Raw genomic sequence first — 16,655 nt, forward strand, 5'->3', positions numbered from 1 at the left:
GTCAACTCCCGGACACCGCAGGGGCGGTGGGGACGGAGATGTCGAAGTGGCGCGCGTCACGTGCGGCTTTCAGCAGTGCGGTCAGCGCCTTCGCCTTTTCGGCGCCCTGTTCGCGACTACCCCAGGCGACGGTGCGTCCGCGGGTCAGTTCGAGGGTGACGGAATCGTATGACCGGACCCGGACCGTGCGGACGTCCTTGCGTACCGCCGCGGGCACATCCTGGGCGACTTCGACCGCGGCGCGACGCAAACGGTCGATTCCGAAACGGTGCAGACTCGGGGAGTGCGAAACGGCCATTTCCAGAAGCGGAACGCCCTTGGGGGCGGCCGTGACGGTCGCGAACCGGACACCCTCGGCGTCCACTTCGACAAACTTTCCGCCCGCTCGCATCAGGAGTTCCGGCTGCCTTTCGGTCACTTTCAGACCGATGGTGTGCGGCCATGACCGCTCGACGTCAACGCTCTTGATGCGCGGCAGCCGGGCGCTCAGCCGGCGGGCCAGCGCGTCGGTATCCACCGAGACCAGCGGTGCGTTCATCGGAGCGGCGGCCGCGGCCACCACCTCACGCGAGGTCAGCACATCGGTGCCGGTGGCCCTGACGCGCTCCACCCGCAGCCAGTCCGAGGCGTAGAGCACCCAGGCGCCGAACCCGCCGAGCACCACGGCAACAACCGTGATGATGATCAGACCGCGGCGGCCCGGCGCCCGCAGGGAGGTGCGCACCCAGCGGAATCTTCGCCGTCGCACCTCCGCGGCGGAGGGCGGGCCGGACGGTGACTTCTTCTCGCCGCGCCGGGCGGTCGTCGGTCCGGCCACGCTCCCTGCCTTCTCTCGTGCGCTACTTGTTGTGCTGCGCGATCGCCTCGTACACCATGCCGACCAGCAGCTCGTCGGCGTCCCTGCGGCCGAACTCGGAGGCCGCGCGGGACATCTCGTACAGCCGGTGCGGATCGGCCAGGACCGGGAGCACATTGCTCTGCACCCAGTCCGAGGTCAGCTGGGCGTCGTCGACCAGCAGCCCCCCGCCGGCGTTGACCAGCGGCTGGGCGTTGAGCCGCTGTTCGCCGTTGCCGATGGGCAGCGGGACGAACGCGGCCGGGAGCCCGACGGCGGACAACTCGGCGACGGTCATCGCGCCCGCGCGGCAGAGCATCATGTCAGCCGCGGCGTACGCGAGATCCATCCGGTCCACGTACGGTACCGGGACATAGGGCGGCATCCCGGGCATGTTGTCCACATGCGGCAATTCGTTCTTCGGACCGACCGCGTGCAGCACCTGGATGCCGGCCCGCTGGAGGACCGGGACGGCCGCCTGGATGACCTCGTTGAGCCGGCGGGCGCCCTGGGAACCGCCGGACACCAGCAGGGTCGGCAGGTTGGGGTCGAGACCGAAGGCGGCCCGCGCCTCCGGGCGGACCGCGGCGCGGTCGAGGGTGGCGATGGTGCGGCGCAGCGGAATGCCGACGTAGCGGGCGCCGCGCAGCTTGCTGTCGGGGGTGCTGACGGCGACGAACTTGGCGTACCGCGAGCCGATCTTGTTGGCCAGACCGGGGCGCGCGTTCGCCTCGTGCACGATGATCGGCACTCCGAGCCGCTTGGCGGCCAGATAGCCGGGCAGCGCCACATAGCCGCCGAAGCCGACCACACAGTCCGCCTTCGTGCGCTCCAGGATCTGCTCGGCGGCCTTGATCGTGCCGCGCAGCCGCCCGGGGACGGTGATCAGTTCGGGGGTGGGCTTGCGCGGCAGCGGTACGGCCGGGATCAGGCCCAGCTCATAGCCGCGCTCCGGGACGAGCCGGGTCTCCAGCCCCTTCTCCGTACCGAGTGCCGTGATCCCCACGGTGGGGTCCTGCCTCCGCAGTGCGTCCGCGAGGGCGAGCGCGGGCTCGATGTGGCCGGCGGTCCCCCCACCGGCGAGTACGACATGCACCGAAATTCACCGCTCTCCGGACGGCCGCTTCTTGACGCGCCGTCTCATCGTCTTCCATCTCACCCCAGCCGGTCTCCTGCCGGAGCCCGGCTTCCGCGCCGACCGGGCCGTCAACGCCGCCCGTGCAGCGGGCTCGTCACGCGCGAAGGCGATCAGCAGCCCGATGGCGAACATCGTCGGCAGCAGGGCGGAGCCTCCGTAGGAGAACAGCGGGAGCGGGACACCGGCGATCGGCAACAGGCCGAGCACCGCACCGATGTTGATCACGGCCTGGGCCGTGATCCAGGTGGTCACGCCTCCCGCGGCGTACCGTACGAAGGGGTCCTCCGTGCGCCCGGCCACGCGGATACCCGCATAGCCTAGAGCCGCGAAGAGGGCGAGCACCGACAGCGTCCCCGCCAGACCCAGTTCCTCCCCGGTGATGGCGAAGATGAAGTCGGTGTGCGGTTCAGGGAGTTCACCCCATTTTTCCATACTCGCACCCAGTCCGGAACCGAAGAATCCGCCGGATGCGAGGGCGTAGATCCCGTGCACGGCCTGCCAGCACTGATCACCGGGGCCCGGATCGGTCGCGCCGATGCAGGCCAGCCGGGACATCCGGTTGGCGCTGGTCTTGATCAGCAGCGCGCCGATCACCGCGGCGGCACCCAGCACCCCGGCGAACAGCCTGGTCGGCGCTCCGGCCAGCCACAGCAGCCCGAAGGCGATCGCGGTGAGGATGATCGCGGTGCCCATATCGCCGCCGAGCATGATCAGCGCGAGCAGCAGAAAAGCCACCGGGACCAGCGGCACCAACAGATGCTTCCACTGCACCAGCAGCCGCTTGTCCTGCTTGCGGGCCAGCAGATCGGCGCCCCACAGGACCAGCGCGAGCTTGGCGAACTCGCTCGGTTGCATCTGGAAAGGGCCGCCGAGACTGATCCAGTTCTGATTGCCGTTGACCGCGACCCCTATGCCCGGAATCTGCACCAGGCACATCAGGAACACCGAGACCGCGAGCAGCGGATACGCCAGCGTACGGTGCACCCGTACGGACATCCGCGCGGCGAACAGCAGCAGCCCACCCCCGAGAACGGCCGCGAGCAACTGTTTGCGGAAGAAATACGACGGGGCGAGTCCGGACTGGAGCGCCTTGATCTGGGACGCCGAGTAGACCATCACCAGGCCCAGGACCGTGATCAGCAGACTGCCGCCGAGGATCAGGTAGTACGCGGTCAGCGGACGGTCCCAGGCTCGTCTGAGCCGGGTGTGCAGGCCCCGGGGGCCGCCCGGTGAGCGACCCCCGCGCGACGGGCGCACCACGGAAGTACGGCGGGACGGACGCAGCGGGGCGGACCGGCCCCCGCCCGCCCGCGCGGAACCGCTCCCGCCCGCCCGCGCGGACCGGCCCCCGCCCTCCCGCCCTGTGTTCGCCGGTCGGGCCGTCATCCTCGTCCCCTCCACAGGTACGCTCGGCGCCGGTCATCGGCGGCGGCGGGGAGAAACGGTCTACTGATCCCGTGCGGTCAGCTCACGGACCGCTTCGGCGAAGGCGTCGCCCCGCTTGTTGTAATTGACGAACATGTCCATCGAGGCACAGGCCGGAGCCAGCAGGACGGTGTCGCCGGGCTCCGCCAGACGGGACGCTTCCCGGACCGCCTCAGGCATCGCCCCAGTGTCGGTCCGGTCGAGGTCGACCACCGGGACATCGGGGGCGTGTCGCGCCAGGGCTTCGCGAATCAGCGCCCGATCGGCGCCGATCAGCACCACCCCGCGCAGCCGGGCCGCGGACTTCTGCACCAGTTCGTCGAAGGTCGCGCCCTTGGCGAGCCCGCCGGCGATCCACACGATGTGATCGTACGCCGCCAAGGACGCCTCGGCGGCGTGGGTGTTGGTGGCCTTGGAGTCGTCGATGTAGGTGACGCCGTCGATGTCCGCGATGTGCTGGATGCGGTGGGGCTCGGGGTGGAAGGCGCGCAGTCCGTCGCGTACCGCCGCGGGCCGTACGCCGAAGGCACGGGCCAGCGCCGCCGCCGCGAGGGCGTTGGCGATGTTGTGCGGGGCGGGGGTGCCGGAGCCGGGCGCGATGTCGGAGACCTCGGCCAGCTCCTGGGCCTGCTTCTGCCGGTTCTCCACGAAGGCGCGGTCGACGAGGATGCCGTCGACGACGCCGAGTTGGGAGGGGCCCGGGGTGCCGAGGGTGAAGCCGATGGCGCGGCAGCCCTCCTCGACATCGGCCTCGCGCACCAGGTCCTCGGTCGCCTTGTCGGCCACGTTGTAGACGCAGGCGACGGTGTTGCCCTCGTAGATCCGGCCCTTGTCGGCGGCGTAGGCCTGGAGGGAGCCGTGCCAGTCGAGGTGGTCGGGGGCGATGTTGAGGACCGCGGCGGAGTGCGCCCGCAGCGAGGGCGCCCAGTGCAGCTGGTAGCTGGAGAGCTCGACGGCGAGCACGTCGTAGGGGCGCGCACCGTCCTTGCCCTGCCCGAGGACGACATCGATGATCGGGGTGCCGATGTTGCCGACGGCCATGGTGTGCAGGCCCTCGGCGGCCAGGATCGAGGCCAGCATCCGGACGGTGGTGGTCTTGCCGTTGGTGCCGGTGACCGCGAGCCAGGCCGCCGCCGGCTGTCCCGGCACGGTCTCGCGCAGCCGCCAGGCGATCTCGACGTCGCCGACCACGTCCACCCCGGCCGCGGCGGCCGCCGTGAACAGCGGGCTGTCCGGCTTCCAGCCGGGCGAGGTGACCACGAGATCGGTGCCCTCGGGGAGGGTCGCCCCGTCGCCGAGGCGGACCGTGATCCCCTGTGCCTCCAGCTCACGGGCCGCGGCCTGCTGCTGCTCGCCCGCGCCGCCGTCCACAACCGTGACGCGGGCGCCGAGGCCGGCCAGGGCGCGGGCGGCGCTGCTGCCGCTCACACCGAGGCCGGCGACGGTGATGTCCAGACCCGCGAACTCCGCGGGGTTCCGGGCCGAGTCGTGCGTGGTCACTTCGCTGCCTGCCAACCACCGTAGAAGACGCCGAGTCCCACGATGACGCACATGCCCTGGATGATCCAGAACCTGACCACCACAAGGACTTCGGACCACCCCTTGAGCTCGAAGTGGTGCTGGAGCGGCGCCATCCGGAAGACCCGCTTGCCGGTCAGCTTGAAGGAGCCGACCTGAATGACCACGGACATCGTGATCAGGACGAAGAGGCCGCCGAGGAGGGCGAGCAGCAGCTCCGTACGGGAGCAGATCGCCAGACCGGCGAGCGCGCCGCCCAGGGCCAGCGAGCCGGTGTCACCCATGAAGATCTTGGCCGGTGAGGTGTTCCACCACAGGAAGCCGAAGCAGGCACCCATCAGGGCGGAGGCGACCACCGCGAGGTCGAGCGGGTCGCGTACCTCGTAACAGCCCGGTCCGGCGGTGATCTGGTTGGCGCAGGACTCCTGGTGCTGCCAGATGCCGATGAACGTGTACGCGCCGAAGACCATCACCGAGGCGCCGGTGGCCAGGCCGTCGAGGCCGTCGGTGAGGTTCACGCCGTTGGACATCGCCAGGATCATGAACAGCGCCCAGATCACGAAGATGACCGGGCCGATCTGCCAGCCGAAGTCCTGGGTGAAGGACAGCCGGTCCGAGGCCGGGGTCTGTCCGCGCAGGTCGGCGAATTGCAGCGAGAGCACCGCGAAGGCGATACCGACGATCAGCTGTCCTGCCATCTTCGCCTTGGCCCGCAGACCCAGCGAACGCTGCTTGACGATCTTGATGTAGTCGTCGAGGAAGCCGACCAGGCCCATGCCCGCGAAGAGGAACAGCACCAGCACACCGGAGAAGGTCGGATCGCTGGAGGTGATCACCTTGGTCACGACATAGGCGATGATCGTGGCCAGGATGAAGGAGATACCGCCCATGGTGGGCGTGCCCTTCTTGCTGCCGTGGGTCCGCGGGCCGTCATCGCGGATGAACTGCCCGTACCCCTTCTTGGCCAGCAGCTTGATCAGCAGCGGGGTGCCGATCAGGGTCAGGAAGAGCCCGATCATTCCGGAGAAGAGGATCTGCTTCATCGAGTTCATCGGGACGCGACTCCACCCTCAGCGCCCGCTGCGCCCGCAATGCCCTCGTCGTCCAGCAGAGCTGCGGCGACCCGCTCCAGCCCCACCGACCTGGACGCCTTCACCAGCACGACGTCTCCCGGTCGCAGCTCGCTGCGCAACAGGTCGACCGCCGCCCGCGCGTCGGACACGTGCACCGACTCCTCACCCCACGAACCCTCGTTCTTGGCGCCCATGTCGAGCCAGGCCGCTTCCCTGCCGCCGACTGCCACGAGCTTGCTGACGTTGAGCCGGACGACCAGCCGCCCGACCGCGTCGTGTTCGGCGAGTGACTCCTCGCCGAGCTCGGCCATCTCACCGAGCACCGCCCACGTACGACCCCCCTTGGCCTTGCCGGCCGCGCCCATCGCGACCAGCGCTCGCAGCGCCGCTCGCATGGACTCGGGGTTCGCGTTGTAGGCGTCGTTGACGACCGTCACGCCGTCCACGCGCTCGGTGACCTCCATACGCCAGCGGGAGAGCGTGCCGGCTTCGGAGAGCGCGGTGGCGATCTCGTCTACGGGCATGCCCAACTCATGGGCTACGGCGGCCGCGGCGAGCGCGTTCGACACGTGGTGCTCACCGTACAGCCGCATGGTCACATCACTGCACCCGGAGGGTGTGTGAAGCGTGAAGGCAGGCTGTCCGAGCGCCGTGAGCCGGACATTCTCGGCACGTACGGCGGCGTCCTCGGCCTCACCGAACAGGACGGTACGGGCCCTCGTACGCGGTGCCATGGCGCGGACGTACGGATCGTCGGCGTTGAGCACCGCGATCCCGCCCTCCTCGGCGGACGGCAGCGCCTCGACGAGTTCGCCCTTCGCCTCGGCGATCTGCGCGCGGCCGCCGAACTCGCCGAGGTGCGCGCTGCCGACGTTGAGCACCACACCGATCCGCGGCGGGGTCAGCGCGGCGAGGTAGCGGATGTGGCCGACGCCGCGGGCGCCCATCTCCAGGACGAGGTGACGGGTCGTCTCATCGGCGCGCAGCGCGGTCAGCGGCAGCCCGATCTCGTTGTTGAGGTTGCCCTCCGGCCAGACGGTCGGGCCGTGCCGCTGGAGCAGCTGGGCGATCAGGTCCTTGGTGCTGGTCTTGCCGGCCGAGCCGGTCAGCCCGACGACGGTGGTGCCCAGCCGCTCGACGACGGCGCGGGCGAGCGCGCCAAGGGCGGCGGTGACGTCGTCGACGACGATCGCGGGGACGCCGAGGGGGCGGGCGGCCAGGACGGCCACCGCGCCGGCCTCGACGGCGCCCCGGGCGAAGTCATGGCCGTCGACGCGTTCCCCGGCGAAGGCCACGAACAGGCCGCCGGGGCGTACCGCACGGGAGTCGGTGACGACCGGCCCGGTCACCTGTCGGCCGGCGTCCGGTATGTCGTACTGCTGGCCGCGGACGATACTCGCGATCTCGGCGAGGGACAGGGAGATCACAGGTCACCCCCGGCGAGCGGCGGGCGGTGACGGCGAAAGGATTGTGCGCGCATGGCGGTGTGTCATCCCTGGTGTTTCGGCTGCGGTGACTGCTGCGACTGCTGTGACTTCAGCGAACCCTCGATGGCATCGCGCAGCACCTGGCGGTCGTCGAAGGGCCGGACCACTCCGGCGATGTCCTGGCCCTGCTCATGGCCCTTGCCGGCGACGATCACGGTGTCGCCGGGCTCGGCGCGGGCGACGGCGGCGGCGATGGCGGCGGCCCGCTCTTCCTCGACCAGCACCGTGCCGCGTTCGTGGACCGGCACCTCGGCGGCGCCCGCCAGCATGGTGGCGAGGATCGCGAGCGGGTCCTCGTTGCGCGGGTTGTCGGAGGTCAGGATGGCCGTGTCGGCGAGCCGGGCCACCGCGGCGCCCATGGGGGCGCGCTTGTGCGGGTCGCGGTCGCCGCCGCAGCCGAGCACGGCGTGCAGCTTGCCGTCGGTGACCTTGCGCAGCGCCCGCAGCACCGATTCGACGGCGTCGGTCTTGTGCGCGTAGTCGACCACCGCCAGGTACGGCTGGCCGGCGTCGATCCGCTCCAGCCGGCCGGGGACCCCGGGGACCGCGGCGACGCCGTCGGCCGCGGTCTGCGGGTCGATACCGGCGACGACCAGCGAGACGATCGCGGCGAGCGCATTGGCGACGTTGAACGGGCCGGCGATCGGGGACGCGGCACGCAGGGTGACGCCGTCGGGACCGTGCACGGTGAAGGTCGAGCCGAGCGCGCCGACCTCGACGTCCGAGGCGCGCCAGTCCGCGTCCGGGTGGCCCTCGGCGGAGAAGGTGGTGACCGGGACCTCGGACTCGCCCTGGGCGAGCCGCTTGCCGTACTCGTCGTCGAGGTTGACGACACCGGCCCGGCTGCGGGCCTTGGTGAACAGCTGGGCCTTGGCCTGGAAGTAGTCCTCCATCCCGGAGTGGAACTCCATGTGCTCCGGGCTGAGGTTGTTGAAGATCGCGACGTCGAAGACGCAGCCGTCGACCCGGCCGAGGACCAGGGCGTGGCTGGAGACCTCCATGGCGACCGCGCGGACCCCGCGCTCGCGCATCACCGCGAACAGCGCCTGGAGGTCGGTGGCCTCGGGGGTGGTGCGCTCGGACTTGATGCGCTCCCCGCCGATACGGGTCTCGACCGTGCCGATCAGGCCGGTCAGGCTGCCATCGCCCCGCTCGGCGGCCGCGGCCCGCAGTCCGCCCTCGATGAGGTAGGCGGTGGTGGTCTTGCCGGACGTGCCGGTGATGCCGATCTGGAGCAGGTCCTCGCCCGGCGCCCCGTAGATCGAGACGGCCAGCGCACCCATCCGGGCGCGCGGGTTCTCGACGGCGAGGACCGGCAGACCGGTCGCGGCGGCGCGCTCGGCGCCCGCCGGGTCGGTCAGGATCGCGGCGGCGCCGAGGTCGGCGGCCTGGGCGACGAAGTCGGCGCCGTGCAGACGGGCGCCGGGCAGCGCGGCGTAGACATCGCCGGGACGCACGGCCCGGGAGTCGTGGGTGATGCCGGTGACGACGACCTCGGCATGGGCTGCCGCCGGGGCCGGGGTGCCCAGCTGCTCGGCGAGGTCGGCCAGGGGGGTGGGGCGGACCTGGGCAGGGCGGGGAGCTCCCGGATAGGTAGCGGGGCCGCCCTTGCCGGCGTGCTGGGCTTTCGGGGACTGATCAGCGTGTGACACGGCGGTGAGCGTACCGGGCCGGTCGGGCCCGGGGCGAAGTGAGGCCCGGGGGGAGGTGCGCCGGCACGGCTCTGGGGTGCCGTCGGGGGTGATCGTCGTCACGGCGGATTTGCCTCGATTTCATTGGCCTGGCGTGAAGGTGACCGGCAGCCGCGGGGGCTTGGCACCGGTCGGCGGGACCTGGAGGGTTTTCAGCGCGAACGCCATGACCTGCTGGTAGATCGGACCGCAGACCTGGCCGCCGAAGTAGCTGCCCCTGGTGGGGTTCTGTACCGCGCAGTAGACCGTGATCCGGGGCTTGTCGGCGGGCGCGAAGCCGGCGAAGGAGGCGGTGTAGCCGTGGTAGCGGCCGGTTTTGGGGTCCACCCGGTTGGAGGTGCCGGTCTTGCCGCCGACCCGGTAGCCGTCGATCTTCGCCTTGGCCCCGGTGCCTTCCTCGTCGTCGACGACGGACTCCAGCATGCTGGCGAGGGTCCGCGCGGTCTTCTGGCTGACCACGCGGGTCTTCGGGGGCCTGGGCGCCGGTGCGTAGTGGCCGTCGGGCCCGGTGCTGCCGCGGACCAGCGTGGGGGCGATGCGCTCGCCGCCGTTGGCGATCGTGGAGTAGACGGAGGCGGCCTGTACGGCGTTGAGGGACAGCCCCTGGCCGAAGGGGATCGTGTACTGCTGCGAGGTGTTCCAGTCCTGCGGCTTGGCCAGGATGCCGGCGGTCTCTCCCGGGAAGCCCAGTCCTGTCGGCTTGCCGATGCCGAATTTGCGCAGGTAGGAGTAGAGGACCCGGTTGGCCTCGGGCTGGGACCTGCCGAGCTGGCCGGCCGCGAGGATCGTGCCGATGTTGCTGGACTTGGCGAGCACGCCGTTGAGCGTCAGATGCCAGGTCTCGTGGTCGACGTCGTCCGCGAAGAGCCGGTCGCCGCGGTGCAGCCGGTTGGGCACGGTCACCCGGGTGGACGGGGTGGCGACGCCCTCCTCCAGTACGGCGGCCATCGACATCAGCTTGCTGGTGGAGCCCGGCTCGAAGGCGTCGGAGAGGGCCGCGTTGCCCAGCGCCTCCGGGTCGGAGGCGGAGAGGTCGTTGGGGTCGAAGGCGGGCGCGTTGGCCAGCGCCAGGACCTCACCGGTGCGGGTGTCCTGGACGACGACGTAGCCACGGTCGGCCCCGGACTTGGTGACCTGTTCGGCGATGGCCCGCTGGGCGGCCCACTGGATGTCACGGTCGAGGGTCAGCTCCACCTCGGAGCCGGGGACGGCGGGGTGCTCCTGGGTGTCGGCGGTGGGCACCCGGCGGCCCCCGGACTGGGCGTAGACGAGCTTGCCGTCCTTGCCGGCCAGCTGCTTGTTCAGCAGCGCCTCCAGGCCGCCGCCGCCCTTGCCCGCGCTGTTGACGAAGCCGAGGACCCCGGAGGCGAGGTCCTTGTTGGGGTAGAGGCGCTTGCTGTGCTTGTCGGCGAAGATCCCGACCAGGACGTCGGGGCGGGGCGCGCTCTTGGGGGCGGCGGCCGCCTTGGCGTCGAGGGTCTTGCGGAGGTCCTTGATCTTCTTCCAGACCTGCGGGGTCTGCTGCCGGGCGAGCAGGACGTAGCGCGCCTTCGGCTGGTCGAGCTTCTTGGCCAGGGTGGCCTTGTCCTGGTGGAGGATCGGCGCGAGGAGCGCGGCGGCCCGCTGCGGGGCGTCGTCGGTCCTGGTCTTCGCGGGCGCCAGGAGGCTCGGGTCGGCGGTGATGTCGTACGCGTCCACGGTGGTGGCCAGGTCCACCCCGTTGCGGTCGGTGATCGCACCGCGCTCGGCGGCCAGCTTGACCGGGACGTAGCGGTTCTCGTTGGCCTTGGCCGCGAACGCCCCGGCGTCCACGGCCTGCACCTGGAAGAGCCGTACGACGAAGACCAGCATGACCACCGTCAGCCCGAGGGCGACCAGCCGCAGCCGGGGGCGCGGGCTGCCCAGGCGGAGCACCTGGGGCGCGGGGCGGGAGCCGGGGCGGCGGGCGGCGGGCCTGGGTACCGGGCGTTTGGCGGGCGGGCGGCCGCCGCGGTTTCCGGGCCGACCGCCGCGCTGGGTGGGGCGAGGCACCCGGCGGGGGTCCCTGGGCTCGGTCATGCCGCGTTCACCTGCCGGAGGTCGTCGGGGTGGGGGCGGGCGCGGTGGGGCCGCCGGTTCCGGACCCGGCGCGCGGGGCGGGACGGGCGTCCGCGCCCGGTGCGCTCTGCGGGCCCAGTGTGGCGGCCGAGGCGGGCACCGGCGGCTGGACTGACGGCGGCGCGACCGGCGCCGCCGGGGCGGACGGCACTCTCGGCGCGGCCACACCCAGGACCGCGGCCGCCGACGGTTCGGCGGAGGTGCTCAGCGGCGCCCCGTCGGACGTGGCCACGCCCGGCTTGCCGAGCACCCGTCCGTCGGGGAGCAGGAACGCCGGGCTGCCGCCGGGCACCATCCCCAGCCGGCGGGCGCGCCGCTCCAGCGCACCCGGCGCGGAGTACGCGTCCACCTCCTGCTGGAGCGCCTGCTGCTCGTCGGTCAGCTCGTCGGTCTTCTTCTCCAGCTTGCTGAGCTCGAACGACCCTTGGTTGAGCGCCGAGTTGAGCAGCAGCAGGCTGATCAGCCCGGAGCCGAGCAGGACGACGATCAGCAGCACGAACGGGGTGCGGGCCGCCGTGCCCGGGGCGGTGGCGGAAGGAAACAGCGCGGAGAGCCGCTTCTGCCTGCCGCGCGGCCGCCCCTGGCCTCTCATGGGCTGTCCACAGCGTTCTCGACGTTCTCGCGGATGCGCTCCGCGCCGCGCAGCCGGGCGGGGGCGGCGCGGCGGTTCTCGGCGATCTCCTCCTCCGTGGGAAGTTCGGCGCCGCGGGTCAGCAGCTTCAGGCGGGGCTGGTAGCGCTCGGGGACGACGGGCAGGCCGGGCGGCGCTGTGGTGCTCGCACCGGCCGCGAAGACCTGCTTGACCAGGCGGTCCTCCAGGGAGTGGTACGAGAGCACGGCGATCCGGCCGCCGACCGCGAGCGCCTTGACGGCGGCCGGGACGGCCCGCTCGACGCTGGCCAGCTCGCCGTTGACCTCGATGCGCAGCGCCTGGAACGTGCGCTTGGCGGGGTTGCCGCCGGTGCGCTTGGCGGCCTGCGGCAACGCGTCGCGGATCAGCTCGACCAGCCGTGCGCTGTTGGTGAACGGCTCCTTGGCGCGCTCGCGGACGATGGCCGAGACGATCCGCTTGGCCTGCTTCTCCTCTCCGTAGGAGCGCAGGATCCGGACCAGTTCACCGGGCGGGTAGGTGTTGAGGACATCGGCGGCGCTGATGCCGGTCGTCTGGTCCATCCGCATGTCCAGCGGGGCGTCCTGGGCGTACGCGAAGCCGCGGTCGGCCTCGTCGAGCTGCATCGAGGAGACGCCGAGGTCGAAGAGCACACCCTGGACGCGCGGCGTCCCGAGCCGGTCGAGGACCTCGGGGAGCTCGTCGTAGACGGCGTGCACCAGGGTGGCGCGGTCGCCGTACGGGGCCAGCCGCTCCCCGGCGAGCCGCAGGGCGGCCGGGTCGCGGTCGAGGGCGATCAGCCGGGCCTCCGGGAAGGCGGAGAGCAGCGCCTCGCTGTGGCCGCCGAGGCCGAGGGTGCAGTCGACGACGACGGCACCGGGCTCGGTGAGCGCGGGGGCGAGCATGTCCAGACAACGCTGGAGCATGACGGGTACGTGGCGGGTATTGCTGCTCATGCGCCGGCCTCGCTGCGCTCGGCGGGCCTGCATTCGCAGAGCGCGCACCTCTTTCTGCTTCGCTCGCTGTGCTCGCTCATATGCCTTCCGATGGCCTGGCGGCAGGTGGGTCCCCGGCCGCTGGCTGGGGGTGCCGCACGTACCGCTTGGTCCCCGCCCGCTCTGAAGGGGAAGTGGCCCTCCGGCGACGGGGAAGTGACGTCGGAAGACCATGGGAGCGGGAGGAGGCCGAGCCGTACGTACGATTCGCGCACGCGAGGAATTCGGTATCCAAGGAGAGCGTCACGCCTCCCACTTCGCGCCACTTTAGTCCACCGGCTGTCCCGGTCAATCAACTGGTCGCGCGCGTCCCGCGACGGCTTCCCGCGGTCGTTCCGGCCGGCTTCTCACCCGGACGGCAGGGGCGCGCACCGGACTGTGCACTACCTCACAAAGAGTGACCTTGCCCCCTATGCCCGTCCTCTCATGCGGCCGAAAGTGCAGATGACGATTACCGTGAATCCATGCCCATACCTGCGTCGCAGCCGCTGCCCCAGTCCACCGACCGCGCCGCCACCCGTACCGGCGGCACGGTAACCGACCGTCTCGTGGAGGCGAACCAGCGTTACGCCGCCGCGTTCACCGACCCCGGCATGGACGCACGGCCCGTTCTCAAGGTCGCGGTCGTGGCCTGTATGGACGCCCGCCTCGACCTGCACGCCGCCCTCGGCCTCGAACTCGGCGACTGCCACACCATCCGCAACGCCGGCGGTGTGGTCACCGACGACATCATCCGCTCCCTGACGATCAGCCAGCGCGCGCTCGGCACCCGCTCGGTCGTGCTGATCCACCACACCGGCTGCGGTCTGCTCAACCTGACCGAGGACTTCCGCCACGAGCTGGCGGCCGAGGTCGGCCAGCGTCCGACCTGGGCGGTGGAGGCCTTCAAGGACCTCGACGAGGACGTCCGGCAGTCCATGCAGCGGGTGCGCACCTCGCCCTTCCTGCCGCACACCGACGACGTCCGCGGCTTCGTCTTCGACGTGAAGACGGGTCTGCTGCGCGAGATCGACCCGCGGGCCTGACGCACCGGACCGGCCCGTCCGACGGGCCGGTCCGGCCCCGCTGACGTGCGCGGCCGGCCCGAAAAGGCCGGGTTCGCCGGGAAGGCCCGGCCACAACCTTGTGAGTTATCCACAGGCCATGACGCAGAGCCGCGCGGGCGGCAAGAATGCGTGGGTGAACGTCGTCCCGGCCGTGGCCGGGCACGGCGCTTTCGGGGAGGGCCGGGTCCACAGGGGGGCATCGGCCCGTAGTACAGGGCCGAGGAGGGCCGAGTGACGACGTATGACGAACGAGCGAGCCTTGGGGGTCCCCCCGCCCATGGGGGTCCCCCCGCACGAGCAAAGCCGAGCGTGGGGGAAGAGCCGAGCGCGCGGGGCGATCTGACCGCCACCGCGGAGCGGATCCACCGGTCGGTGGAGAGCGTGATCGAGGGCAAGCCGGAGGTCGTACGCCTCGCGCTGACCGTCCTGCTGGCCGAGGGGCATCTGCTGATCGAGGACGTGCCCGGCGTCGGCAAGACCATGCTCGCCAAGGCGCTGGCCCGCTCCATCGACTGCTCGGTGCGGCGCATCCAGTTCACGCCCGACCTGCTGCCCTCCGACATCACCGGCGTCAGCATCTTCGACCAGCAGCAGCGGGACTTCGAGTTCAAGCCCGGCGCGATCTTCTCCCAGATCGTCATCGGCGACGAGATCAACCGCGCCTCGCCCAAGACCCAGTCGGCCCTCCTGGAGTCCATGGAGGAGCGTCAGGTCACCATGGACGGGCAGACGTACGAGCTGCCCAGCCCGTTCATGGTCATCGCCACCCAGAATCCGGTGGAGATGGAGGGCACCTACCCGCTCCCCGAGGCACAGCGGGACCGCTTCATGGCGCGGGTGTCGATCGGCTACCCGAGCCCGGCGGCCGAGTTGCAGATGCTGGACGTGCACGGCGGCGCCTCCCCGCTCGACGACCTCCAGCCGGTGGCGCACGCCCACGACATCATCAAGATGACCGACGCGGTGCGCGAGGTCCATGTCGCCGAAGCGGTGCGCAGATACGCCGTCGACCTGGTGGCGGCCACCCGCAGCCACCCCGAGCTGCGACTCGGCGCCTCCCCGCGGGCGACCCTGCATCTGCTGCGCGCCGCCAAGGCCTCCGCAGCGCTCCTGGGACGGGAGTACGCCCTGCCGGACGACGTCCAGTCGCTGGCCGTGGCGGTGCTCGCGCACCGTCTCCTGCCCACCGCCCAGGCCCAGTTGAACCGCCGCACGGCCGAACAGCTCGTAGGGGAGATCCTTCAGCGCGTACCGGTCCCCGATCCGTCCGGCCACCCGTGGCGGACCCACGGCCGGCAGCCGCCGGGGCTACGGGGGCTGTGATGACCGGAGGGGGGAGCGAGGGAACGCCGGAGCGGGGCGGGCTGCGGGCGGCCCTCAGGGGGCTCACGACGCGCGGCCGGTCGTTCCTGGCCGCCGGGGTGGCCGCCGCGGTGTGCTCGTACGTCCTCGGACAGCCGGACCTGCTGCGGGTCGGTCTGCTGCTCGCGGCCCTGCCGCCGGCCTGCGTCCTGGTCCTGCACCGCACCCACTACCGCGTGGCCGCCGGCCGTACGCTCTCCCCCGCCCGGGTACCCGCGGCCGCCGAGTCCCGGGTCCGGCTGCGGATGGAGAACATCTCCCGGCTGCCCACGGGCGTGCTGATGCTCCAGGACCGGGTGCCGTACGTCCTCGGGCCCCGGCCGCGCTTCATCCTGGACCGGGTCGAGGCCGGCGGCCGCCGCGAGGTCTCCTACCGGGTCCGCTCCGACCTGCGGGGCCGCTATCCGCTGGGGCCGCTCCAGCTGCGGCTGTCCGACCCGTTCGGCATGTGCGAGCTGACCCGCTCGTTCAGCTCCTTCGACACCCTGACGGTGGTGCCCCGGGTCGAGCCGCTGCCGGCCGTCGAGATCGCGGGCGAGGCGGCAGGGTACGGCGACGGGCGGCAGCGTTCCCTGGCGCTGGCCGGCGACGACGACATCATCCCCCGCGGCTACCGGCACGGCGACGATCTGCGCCGGATCCACTGGCGGTCCACCGCGCGCCACGGCGAGCTGATGGTCCGCCGGGAGGAGCAGCCCCAGAAGGCGCGCTGCACGGTCCTGCTCGACACCCGGGCCGACGCCCACCCGGGAAGCGGCCCCGACTCGCCCTTCGAGTGGGCGGTGTCCGCGGCCGCCTCGACCGCGGTGCATCTGCTGGAGCGCGGCTTCTCGGTCCGGCTGCTGACCGACACCGGCACGTCCGTGCCGGGACCCGACGGCGCCGGCAGCTTCGCGGGCGGCACGGCGCCCGCCGACGCCGCCGGTCTGCTGCTGGACACCCTCGCCGTCGTGGAGCACTCCGACGAGCCGGGCCTGTCGGCGGCGTACGACGTACTGCGCGGCGGCAGCGAAGGGCTGCTGGTCGCCTTCCTCGGCGATCTGGACGAGGAACAGGCCGCGATCGCGGGGCAGATGCGCCGGCGCAGCGGCGCGGCGGTCGCCTTCGTCCTGGACGGCGATGCCTGGCACCGCGGCCCCGGCGGCATCAGGTTCTCCACCGGCCAGGCCCCGGTGGCCGAGCGGCTGCGGCTGCTGCGGAGAGCGGGCTGGACGGCCCTGCCGGTCACCCCCGGAGCGGTCCTCGCCGACCTGTGGCGCAGGGCGGCGGACCGTGCGGGGGCGGAGGCCGACCGGACGGCCGGAGTGAGCGGGGGCGCGGGCGACGGTGGTGCACAGACGGTGACAGGGGAACGGCCATGAAGGAGAGCTCGGTGGTG

Annotated in this window: 13 protein-coding genes; 3 read left to right on the forward strand and 10 right to left on the reverse strand. The window is 71.9% G+C overall.

The window, feature by feature from the left end; translation table 11 throughout:
• Position 1: 1 nt before the first annotated feature.
• From ACZ55A_RS01385 to rsmH, 10 genes are all read right to left on the reverse strand, one after another.
• Positions 2 to 817 (reverse strand): cell division protein FtsQ/DivIB, encoded by an 816-nt coding sequence (locus tag ACZ55A_RS01385; protein ID WP_468831371.1) that lies wholly within the window; start codon positions 815 to 817, stop codon positions 2 to 4.
• 22 nt (positions 818 to 839) lie between these two features.
• Positions 840 to 1,931, reverse strand: coding sequence for an undecaprenyldiphospho-muramoylpentapeptide beta-N-acetylglucosaminyltransferase (gene murG / locus ACZ55A_RS01390; RefSeq protein WP_468831374.1), 1,092 nt, complete (start codon positions 1,929 to 1,931; stop codon positions 840 to 842).
• A gap of 6 nt (positions 1,932 to 1,937) precedes the next feature.
• Entirely contained in the window at positions 1,938 to 3,359 is a 1,422-nt protein-coding gene (gene ftsW / locus ACZ55A_RS01395; protein WP_468831377.1) for a putative lipid II flippase FtsW, read from the reverse strand.
• A 60-nt stretch (positions 3,360 to 3,419) separates the two neighbouring features.
• Positions 3,420 to 4,913, reverse strand: a complete 1,494-nt coding sequence (gene murD / locus ACZ55A_RS01400; RefSeq protein ID WP_468831380.1) for a UDP-N-acetylmuramoyl-L-alanine--D-glutamate ligase — start codon at positions 4,911 to 4,913, stop codon at positions 3,420 to 3,422.
• Positions 4,895 to 5,959: a phospho-N-acetylmuramoyl-pentapeptide-transferase gene (gene mraY, locus ACZ55A_RS01405; RefSeq protein ID WP_468834517.1), complete on the reverse strand. Its 1,065-nt coding sequence runs from the start codon at positions 5,957 to 5,959 to the stop codon at positions 4,895 to 4,897. Before mraY ends, murD begins: the two co-directional genes overlap by 19 nt.
• Before the next feature lie 5 nt (positions 5,960 to 5,964).
• Positions 5,965 to 7,416 carry a UDP-N-acetylmuramoyl-tripeptide--D-alanyl-D-alanine ligase gene (locus ACZ55A_RS01410; protein WP_468831383.1) on the reverse strand — a complete coding sequence of 484 codons (1,452 nt, stop codon included), beginning with the start codon at positions 7,414 to 7,416 and terminating at the stop codon, positions 5,965 to 5,967.
• Between the two features lie 62 nt (positions 7,417 to 7,478).
• The gene (locus ACZ55A_RS01415) at positions 7,479 to 9,230 is read right to left on the reverse strand and encodes a UDP-N-acetylmuramoyl-L-alanyl-D-glutamate--2,6-diaminopimelate ligase (protein ID WP_468831386.1); all 1,752 of its coding nucleotides are present in this window, start codon (positions 9,228 to 9,230) and stop codon (positions 7,479 to 7,481) included.
• Between the two features lie 18 nt (positions 9,231 to 9,248).
• Positions 9,249 to 11,225, reverse strand: a complete 1,977-nt coding sequence (locus ACZ55A_RS01420) for a peptidoglycan D,D-transpeptidase FtsI family protein (RefSeq protein WP_468831389.1) — start codon at positions 11,223 to 11,225, stop codon at positions 9,249 to 9,251.
• A gap of 7 nt (positions 11,226 to 11,232) precedes the next feature.
• On the reverse strand, positions 11,233 to 11,856 hold the full coding sequence (ftsL, locus tag ACZ55A_RS01425) for a cell division protein FtsL (protein WP_468831392.1): 624 nt from the start codon (positions 11,854 to 11,856) through the stop codon (positions 11,233 to 11,235).
• Positions 11,853 to 12,830, reverse strand: coding sequence for a 16S rRNA (cytosine(1402)-N(4))-methyltransferase RsmH (gene rsmH, locus ACZ55A_RS01430; protein ID WP_468831395.1), 978 nt, complete (start codon positions 12,828 to 12,830; stop codon positions 11,853 to 11,855). Before rsmH ends, ftsL begins: the two co-directional genes overlap by 4 nt.
• Before the next feature lie 503 nt (positions 12,831 to 13,333).
• On the opposite strand from rsmH, the gene ACZ55A_RS01435 reads away from it, so the two are divergent.
• The 3 genes from ACZ55A_RS01435 (at position 13,334) to ACZ55A_RS01445 (ending at position 16,638) form a co-directional block, all read left to right on the forward strand.
• Positions 13,334 to 13,894: a beta-class carbonic anhydrase gene (locus tag ACZ55A_RS01435; protein ID WP_468831398.1), complete on the forward strand. Its 561-nt coding sequence runs from the start codon at positions 13,334 to 13,336 to the stop codon at positions 13,892 to 13,894.
• Positions 13,895 to 14,146: 252 nt separating this feature from the next.
• On the forward strand, positions 14,147 to 15,238 hold the full coding sequence (locus ACZ55A_RS01440) for an AAA family ATPase (protein WP_468831401.1): 1,092 nt from the start codon (positions 14,147 to 14,149) through the stop codon (positions 15,236 to 15,238).
• The gene (locus tag ACZ55A_RS01445) at positions 15,238 to 16,638 is read left to right on the forward strand and encodes a DUF58 domain-containing protein (protein ID WP_468831404.1); all 1,401 of its coding nucleotides are present in this window, start codon (positions 15,238 to 15,240) and stop codon (positions 16,636 to 16,638) included. The genes ACZ55A_RS01440 and ACZ55A_RS01445 overlap by 1 nt, the downstream gene beginning before the upstream one ends.
• Positions 16,639 to 16,655 lie beyond the last annotated feature (17 nt).

This window comes from Streptomyces sp. NPDC034111 (assembly GCF_055575375.1).

Excerpts from the sequence above, each read along its gene's own strand:
- mraY (WP_468834517.1), bottom strand. The coding sequence starts at position 5,959 with ATGAAGCAGATCCTCTTCTCCGGAATGATCGGGCTCTTCCTGACCCTG.
- ftsW (WP_468831377.1), bottom strand. The coding sequence starts at position 3,359 with ATGACGGCCCGACCGGCGAACACAGGGCGGGAGGGCGGGGGCCGGTCC.
- ACZ55A_RS01445 (WP_468831404.1), top strand. The coding sequence starts at position 15,238 with ATGACCGGAGGGGGGAGCGAGGGAACGCCGGAGCGGGGCGGGCTGCGG.
- ftsL (WP_468831392.1), bottom strand. The coding sequence starts at position 11,856 with ATGAGAGGCCAGGGGCGGCCGCGCGGCAGGCAGAAGCGGCTCTCCGCG.
- ACZ55A_RS01435 (WP_468831398.1), top strand. The coding sequence starts at position 13,334 with ATGCCCATACCTGCGTCGCAGCCGCTGCCCCAGTCCACCGACCGCGCC.
- ACZ55A_RS01420 (WP_468831389.1), bottom strand. The coding sequence starts at position 11,225 with ATGACCGAGCCCAGGGACCCCCGCCGGGTGCCTCGCCCCACCCAGCGC.
- rsmH (WP_468831395.1), bottom strand. The coding sequence starts at position 12,830 with ATGAGCAGCAATACCCGCCACGTACCCGTCATGCTCCAGCGTTGTCTG.